The organism is Micromonospora sp. NPDC052213 (assembly GCF_040679695.1).
Classification (GTDB): domain Bacteria; phylum Actinomycetota; class Actinomycetes; order Mycobacteriales; family Micromonosporaceae; genus Micromonospora.
On record NZ_JBFAVI010000043.1, the window covers coordinates 37,789 to 44,067 of the forward strand.

General features: G+C 74.2%; 7 protein-coding genes. 4 read left to right on the plus strand and 3 right to left on the minus strand.

Going from position 1 to position 6,279, the window contains the following annotated elements:
* Nucleotides 1-141 precede the first annotated feature (141 nt).
* Entirely contained in the window at nucleotides 142-1,002 is an 861-nt protein-coding gene (locus AB0L34_RS13870) for a hypothetical protein (RefSeq protein WP_363704759.1), read from the plus strand.
* A gap of 85 nt (nucleotides 1,003-1,087) precedes the next feature.
* Here AB0L34_RS13870 and AB0L34_RS13875 read toward each other — a convergent pair whose 3' ends face one another.
* Entirely contained in the window at nucleotides 1,088-1,465 is a 378-nt protein-coding gene (locus AB0L34_RS13875; RefSeq protein ID WP_357452093.1) for a DUF6401 family natural product biosynthesis protein, read from the minus strand.
* Between the two features lie 163 nt (nucleotides 1,466-1,628).
* On the opposite strand from AB0L34_RS13875, the gene AB0L34_RS13880 reads away from it, so the two are divergent.
* Complete coding sequence (locus AB0L34_RS13880) at nucleotides 1,629-2,078, plus strand: hypothetical protein (protein WP_363704761.1); 450 nt, start codon at nucleotides 1,629-1,631, stop codon at nucleotides 2,076-2,078.
* Nucleotides 2,079-2,169: 91 nt separating this feature from the next.
* Here AB0L34_RS13880 and AB0L34_RS13885 read toward each other — a convergent pair whose 3' ends face one another.
* Nucleotides 2,170-3,939: an ABC transporter ATP-binding protein gene (locus AB0L34_RS13885; protein WP_363704763.1), complete on the minus strand. Its 1,770-nt coding sequence runs from the start codon at nucleotides 3,937-3,939 to the stop codon at nucleotides 2,170-2,172.
* 73 nt (nucleotides 3,940-4,012) lie between these two features.
* Here AB0L34_RS13885 and AB0L34_RS13890 point away from each other — a divergent pair, with 73 nt between their 5' ends.
* Nucleotides 4,013-4,585 (plus strand): TetR/AcrR family transcriptional regulator, encoded by a 573-nt coding sequence (locus tag AB0L34_RS13890; protein ID WP_363704765.1) that lies wholly within the window; start codon nucleotides 4,013-4,015, stop codon nucleotides 4,583-4,585.
* A 99-nt stretch (nucleotides 4,586-4,684) separates the two neighbouring features.
* On the opposite strand, the gene AB0L34_RS13895 is transcribed toward AB0L34_RS13890, so the two are convergent.
* Nucleotides 4,685-4,897, minus strand: a complete 213-nt coding sequence (locus AB0L34_RS13895) for a hypothetical protein (protein WP_350682944.1) — start codon at nucleotides 4,895-4,897, stop codon at nucleotides 4,685-4,687.
* 154 nt (nucleotides 4,898-5,051) lie between these two features.
* On the opposite strand from AB0L34_RS13895, the gene AB0L34_RS13900 reads away from it, so the two are divergent.
* Nucleotides 5,052-6,279, plus strand: a 1,228-nt coding sequence (locus AB0L34_RS13900; RefSeq protein ID WP_363704767.1) for an MFS transporter, incomplete at its 3' end; no start/stop codon positions are given.

The window sequence follows — 6,279 nt, forward strand, 5'->3', positions numbered from 1 at the left end:
GCGCGTCGTCCACGGCGAATGTTCGGCCAGGTCGGGACGGGTCTGCGGTGACATGTCGGGAAAAAGACGGGGACCGGCACGGCGTGCCGCGTCGGCGACCGGGTAAGCGCCCGACGCAGTCCATGCGACAGGAGGGACATCATGCCGGAAACCCTCGCGGTCAGGCAGGTCGACATCGGCGACGCCGTGGCCGACATGTGGAGGTCGGTGCTGCTGTTCATACCGCGGGCCGTCGCGTTCATCGCGATCCTCGTGGTCGGATGGCTCATCGCCAGAGCCGTGCTGAAAATCGTCGATGCGGCGCTGGAACGGGTGAATTTCGACAAAGCGGTCGAACGGGGCGGCATCAAGCGCGCGCTGGAACGCACGAAGTACGACGCCAGCGACATCCTGGCGAGACTCGCCTACTACGCCGTGCTGCTGTTCACCCTGCAGTTCGCCTTCGGGGTCTGGGGACCCAACGCGATCAGTGACCTGATCCGCGGCGTGGTCGCCTGGCTGCCACGCGCCTTCGTGGCGATCATCATCGTCGTCGTGGCCGCCGCGATCGCCAACGCCGTCCGGGATCTGGTCACCGGGGCGCTGGGCGGGCTCGCGTACGGCAAGATCCTGGCCGACCTGACGGCGATCTTCATCCTCGCGCTGGGTGTGATCGCCGCGCTGAACCAGGTGGGCATCGCCACCACGGTGACGACACCGGTGCTGATCGCGGTGCTCGCCACGGTGGCCGGCATCCTGATCGTCGGCGTCGGCGGCGGTCTGGTGAAGCCGATGCAGAACCGCTGGGACGGCTGGCTGAACCGGATGGCCGAGGAGTCGCGGGCGGTGGAGGAGCACCGCCGGGCCCGGGAGGCCGGCCAGACCGACGTCGGCCGGCAGATGGCCGACCGGGCGGCGGCCGAGCGCACCCAGGTCATGCCGCAGGAGTCGACGATGGCCGGCGGGCGCGGCACCTACCAGTCGGGGAACGTGGGCGAGGAGACCCAGCAGTTCCGCCGGTGACCGAGCCGGTGACGGCCAGTCGGGAGGGGTGTCCGCGAACGTGGCGGGCGCCCCTCCGGCGTGCCGGCGGACGCGGTCGGCCCGCTCAGACGCGGGGAAGCGGACCCGGCGCCGGGGTGCCCAGCGAGCGGGCCAGCGCGCAGACCGCCAGCAGCCGCGTGAGCAGCCAGTCCGGCTCGGACCAGTCCACCGGCGCCGCCGCCGGCTCCCAGCCGTGCTCCAGCGCGGCCGCGCGTACGCCCTCCGCGTAGCCCGCGAGCGCGGCGGCGCTCAGCGACCGCCGGTCGCCGTCCAGGCTCTCCCGCACCGCCGCGGCGTGCTGGTCGACCAGGGCGAGCAGCCCCGGCCGCGCCGCGGCGGCGGCCAGCCCCTCGACGCCGACCGAGGCGGACAGGAGGGCCAGGGTGGCTCGCGCCGAGCCGGCGGCGGAACGGGCCTCGACCCGGTTGAACGGCACACGCATGGGAAACGAGGCTATCCGGCCGATTCCCCGGTCGACCTCGGCCACTCGGCGGGTTTTTGGTCCTCCACCGATCGGTCAACCCGGCCCACCGGGATTGACCCGGCGCGGGCGGGGCAGGAGGAGAACCGCCCGGACGGGCGCAGCCGACACCGTGGAGGAACGGATGGGACAACACGTGGACGGACCGGACGAACGGCACCGCCGGCCGGCCGGGGTCAGCGACGAGACGGTGGCCGCGCTCGGCAAGCTCAGCGAGGCGCTGGAGTGCGTCGAGCGGGTCCGCGGCCACCTCTACTCGCTGCACCAGCTCGTCGGGCACGCCGACCTCATGCTCGACGACGCCGTGGAGATGTTCCGTGCCGCCGGGCACCCGCACATCGCCGAGCGCATCGACACCGAGCTGCTGGGCCGCAACGTGATCGCCGGCCGCTGGACGTTCCAGATCGTCGAGGACTTCGACGACGGGTACTACGCCCTCTTCCGCGACCTGGACCGGGCGGCCCGCGAGGAGCTGGTCGACGGTCGCCGGCACCTCTACGAGGCGGAGATGAAGGAGCGGCGGCGGAGCCGGGGCCGCCGCGGCCACGAGGCGCGCCCCGGCGGAGCGGGCTAGCGGCCGTCCTCCGGTCACGAGGCGCGCCGGAGGCGGCCCCGCGCGGGCGCCCAGGGGGCGCCCCGGCCGCGACGCGCGCTCCGGCAGAGCGCTAGCGCGCCGCCACCGCGTGCTCCTCGGCCGCGATGCGCAGCGCCACGACCAGCCGGCGGTAGAGGTCGTCGCCGGCCAGCAGCTCGGAGTGGGTGCCCTGGGCCCGGATCCGGCCGTGCTCCATCACCACGATCCGGTCGGCGTCGAGCACGGTGGAGAGCCGGTGCGCGATGGTCACCACGGCCCCGGCCGCCGCGCGCTGCCGGACGCACTCCTGCAACGCCGCCTCGGTCAGCCCGTCGACCTGCGCGGTCGCCTCGTCGAGCAGCAGCACGTCGGGGGTGCGCAGCATGGCCCGCGCCAGGGCGATGCGCTGGCGCTGCCCGCCGGACACCTCCGTCGACGACAGCGACGTGTCCAGTCCGTCCGGCAGTGAATCGACCTTGTCGTCGAGCCGGACGGCGCGAAGAACCGCCCGGATCTCGTCGTCCGTGGCGTCCGGGTGGGTGAAGCGCAGGTTGTCGCGGATGCTGCCGGGCACCACGGGGGTCTCCTGCTCGACGTACGCGAGCCGGGCCCGCACCTCGTCGTGTCCGTGGGCCGCGTACGGGCGGCCGTCGAGGAGCAGTTGCCCCCGCTCGGGCTCCAGGAAGCGCAGGATCAGCGAGAACAGCGTGGTCTTGCCGGCCCCCGACGGCCCCACGATCGCGGTGTGCCCCCGCCGGGGGATGGTCAGGTCGATGTCGTGCACCGCGGCGGGCGCGTCCGGCCCGTACCGGGCGGTGACACCACGGAACACCAGCACCGGCTGCTCCGCGTCGGGCATGCCCGGGCGTTCCGTCGGGGCGGACACCGGGCCCGCGGGCTCGGCGGGGATGGTCTCGACCTCGCGGATCCGCCCCGCCGCGGCGATCCCGGCCTGCAACGCCGTGGTGTTCTGGGTCAGCTCGGTGATCGGCCCCATGAGCTGGAACGTGTACAGCAGGAACGCGATCAGGCTGGAGATCTCCAGCAGGTCACGCTGGGCCCGCCAGGCGCCGATGCCCAGGATCGCGATCACCGCGAGCTGGATTCCCGTCCAGGCGATGGTCCAGACCGACGCGGTCACCCGCGCCGCCCGTACGCTGTGCGCCGCCGCCTGCCGCGCGTCGGCGACGATCCGCTCGGTCAACCGGGCCTCGGCCCGGCTGGCCTTGACCGTCCGGATCGCGCGCAGCGCCCCCTCCAGCGTGCCGCCGAGCGTGCCCATCGACTCCTGCGCTGCGGCCTGCGCCGCCGCGATGCGGGGCATGAGCGCGCCCATGACCGCCGCGACGACCAGCACGGCCACGATGGTGCAGCCCAGCAGGAACAGGTCGAGCACGCCCATCAGCACCAGCGTGCCGACCAGGGCGATACCGGCGTTGACCAGGCCGACGATGCTGCCGGACGCCTCGCGCAGCAGCTGCGTGTCGGAGGTGGCCCGGGTGACCAGTTCGCCGGTGGGTCGGCGTTGCAGGTCGCCGACGCGGGCCCGGAAGTAGTGCCGGACGATCGCGGCCCGGGCGTCGAGCACGATGTGCTCGGCCAGCGTCCCGAGCAGCCGCCACTGCCACAGCGAGATGGCCGCGCCGACGACGACGAGCGCCAGCAGCAGGCAGATCGGGCGGGCCATCGACCCGCCGGCGCCCAGTGTGTCCAGGACCCACTTGGTGACCATCGGCGTCGCGAGCCCGGCCGCGTTCGCGGCGAGCCCCAACACGAGCCCCAGGGCCATCGTCCGCCTGTGCGGGGCGAGGAACGACGCGAGCGTACGCAACCGGGATGGCGCCGGCGTGGAGGAGGTCATGCCCTGAATGGAACAATGGTGTTCCAATCCAGTCAAGCGCTATACCGAAACGACGTATTGCTATCCTCGCCGCGTGACCGATACGCAGGTGTCCGGCAGCCGGGCCCGGACCCGCCAGGCCATCGTCGGCGCGGCGATCGAGGTGCTGGGGCGCAATCCCGCCGCCTCCCTCGGCGACATCGCCGCCGCCGCCGACGTGGGGCGTACGACGCTGCACCGCTACTTCGCCGAGCGCGCCGACCTGCTCGCCGCCGTCGGCACCGAGGCCGGTGCCCGGCTGGCCCGCGCGACCGCCCAGGCGCGGATGGCCGAGGGCAGCGGGGCGTCGGCCGTGCGCCGGCTCTGCCAGGAGTACTTCGACCTCGGCAGCCTGCTCTCGCTGATCTTCACCGAGCCGGGCCTCGTCGCCGCCCCGACCACCGAGGGGCCCGCCGGCTGCGATCCGGAGTTCGCCGCGATGGTCGAGCGCGGCCACCGCGACGGGACCATCGACCCGGAGCTGCCGGCGGACTGGGTGCAGAGCCTGGTCTGGTCCCAGCTGTACGCCGGTTGGGCCTACGTCGCCGAGACCGGCGCCTCCCGGCACGAGACGCTGCGCCTGATCCTGCGCACCGTCGACGGCGCGATCGCGGTCAAGCCGGGCTGATCCCGCGCGGCGAGGGCCGCGATGTCCGCGGCCACCGCGGACGTGACGACATCCTTGGCTCGTGGGGGCGTCCGACGTGCGCTGCCGTGCGCCGCGGCACTAGTCCGTCGAGCGCGCGTCGGCCGGGCGGCGGCGGGCCGCGTCGTCGGCGATGATCACGGTCGCCACCATCAGCGCCACGCAGAGGCTGAACAACCAGGAGTCGTCCGAGACCAGCTTGGCGGAGACGGGAGCCTGGAGCGCGGCGAGGAGAAAGCCGAGCCAAGCCAGGCGGCGCTGACGCGTGGAGAGGAAGCCGGAGCCCTGTTGCATCCCGAAAGTCTTGCGCGCGACCCAGGGGTTGCCGTCAGCCGAACGGCCGATTCTGGATGAGCTGTCCGTTTCTCCACCCGTCCGGACCGCACTTTTTGTCCCTGCGGGGGAGGCCCGGCCGCGGCGCCGGTGACACGAGGCAGGATGGTCGTCCGTGTCCACTGTCCCGCCCCGCGCCTCGCTGCTCCTGCTGGCCTATCTCGCCTTCGTCAGCCTCGGCCTGCCCGACGGGCTGATCGGGGTGGGCTGGCCCTCGATCCGGGCCGACTTCGGCGTGCCCACCGAGGCCGTCGGCCTGGTGCTCACCGCCGGGACCGCCGGCTACCTCACCTCCAGCGTGCTGGCGGGCTTCACGCTGGCCCGGCTCGGGGTCGGCTGGCTGCTCGCCGGCAGCACCCTGCTGGCCAGCCTCGCGCTCACCGGCTACGCGCTGACGCCCGGCATCGCCCTGATGGTGGGCTGCGCCCTGGTGCTCGGTCTGGGCTCCGGCGCGATCGACTCCGGGCTCAACGCGTACGCCGCCGGCGCCTTCGGTCCGCGCCACATGAACTGGATGCACGCCTTCTTCGGCCTCGGGGTGGCGCTCGGACCGCTGATCATGACCGGGGCGCTCAGCGCGGGGCTGGCCTGGCGCTGGGGGTACGGCCTCGTGGCGACGGCCCAGCTCGTCCTGGCCGCCGCGTTCGCGCTGACCGTCCGGGCCTGGCGGGACCGGGCCCCGGCCCGCGAGCCCGCCGGGCCACCGGCCGGCGCGGCGCCCGTCGCCCCGCCGACCGTCACGCCGGTACGCGAGACGCTGCGGCTGCCGGCGGTCTGGATCGGCGCGCTGGCCTTCGCCGTCTACGTGGCGATCGAGGTGGCCGCGGGGCTCTGGGCGTTCCTGCTGCTCACCGAGGGTCGCGGCCTCGGGGCGGCGCTGGCCGGCATCTGCGTCTCGGGCTACTGGGCGAGCCTGTTCGTCGGGCGGGTGGTGCAGGGCGTGGTGGCCGAGCGGCTGGGCGCGGGGGTGGTGCTGCGGGGCAGCCTGGTCGGGATGGCCGTCGGCGCGGCCCTGATCGCGGCCCCGGCCCCGGCCTGGCTGGCCGTGGCCGGGCTGTTCGTCGTCGGGTTCGCCGCCGCCCCGGTCTTCCCGCTGCTCACCCTCACCACCGTCGACCGGGTGGGCGCCGCGCACGCGGACCGGACCATCGGGCTCCAGATCGGCGCCGCCGGGCTGGGCGGGGCGCTCGTCCCGGCGGGGATCGGGGTGCTGCTCGGCAACACCTCGGTCGAGCTGCTCGGGCCGGCGCTGGTCGTGCTCGCGCTGGCGCTGGCGCCACCTGGGCACCGACCCGACCGTCCTCGACAACGACGGCGAGCGCCTGGAGGTCGCGCCCCCCGCC

Bases quoted from the DNA above. Each gene is read 5' to 3' on its own strand.
- AB0L34_RS13875 (WP_357452093.1), bottom strand. From the start codon at position 1,465: ATGCGTGTGCCGTTCAACCGGGTCGAGGCCCGTTCCGCCGCCGGCTCG.
- AB0L34_RS13885 (WP_363704763.1), bottom strand. From the start codon at position 3,939: ATGACCTCCTCCACGCCGGCGCCATCCCGGTTGCGTACGCTCGCGTCG.
- AB0L34_RS13895 (WP_350682944.1), bottom strand. From the start codon at position 4,897: ATGCAACAGGGCTCCGGCTTCCTCTCCACGCGTCAGCGCCGCCTGGCT.
- AB0L34_RS13870 (WP_363704759.1), top strand. From the start codon at position 142: ATGCCGGAAACCCTCGCGGTCAGGCAGGTCGACATCGGCGACGCCGTG.
- AB0L34_RS13880 (WP_363704761.1), top strand. From the start codon at position 1,629: ATGGGACAACACGTGGACGGACCGGACGAACGGCACCGCCGGCCGGCC.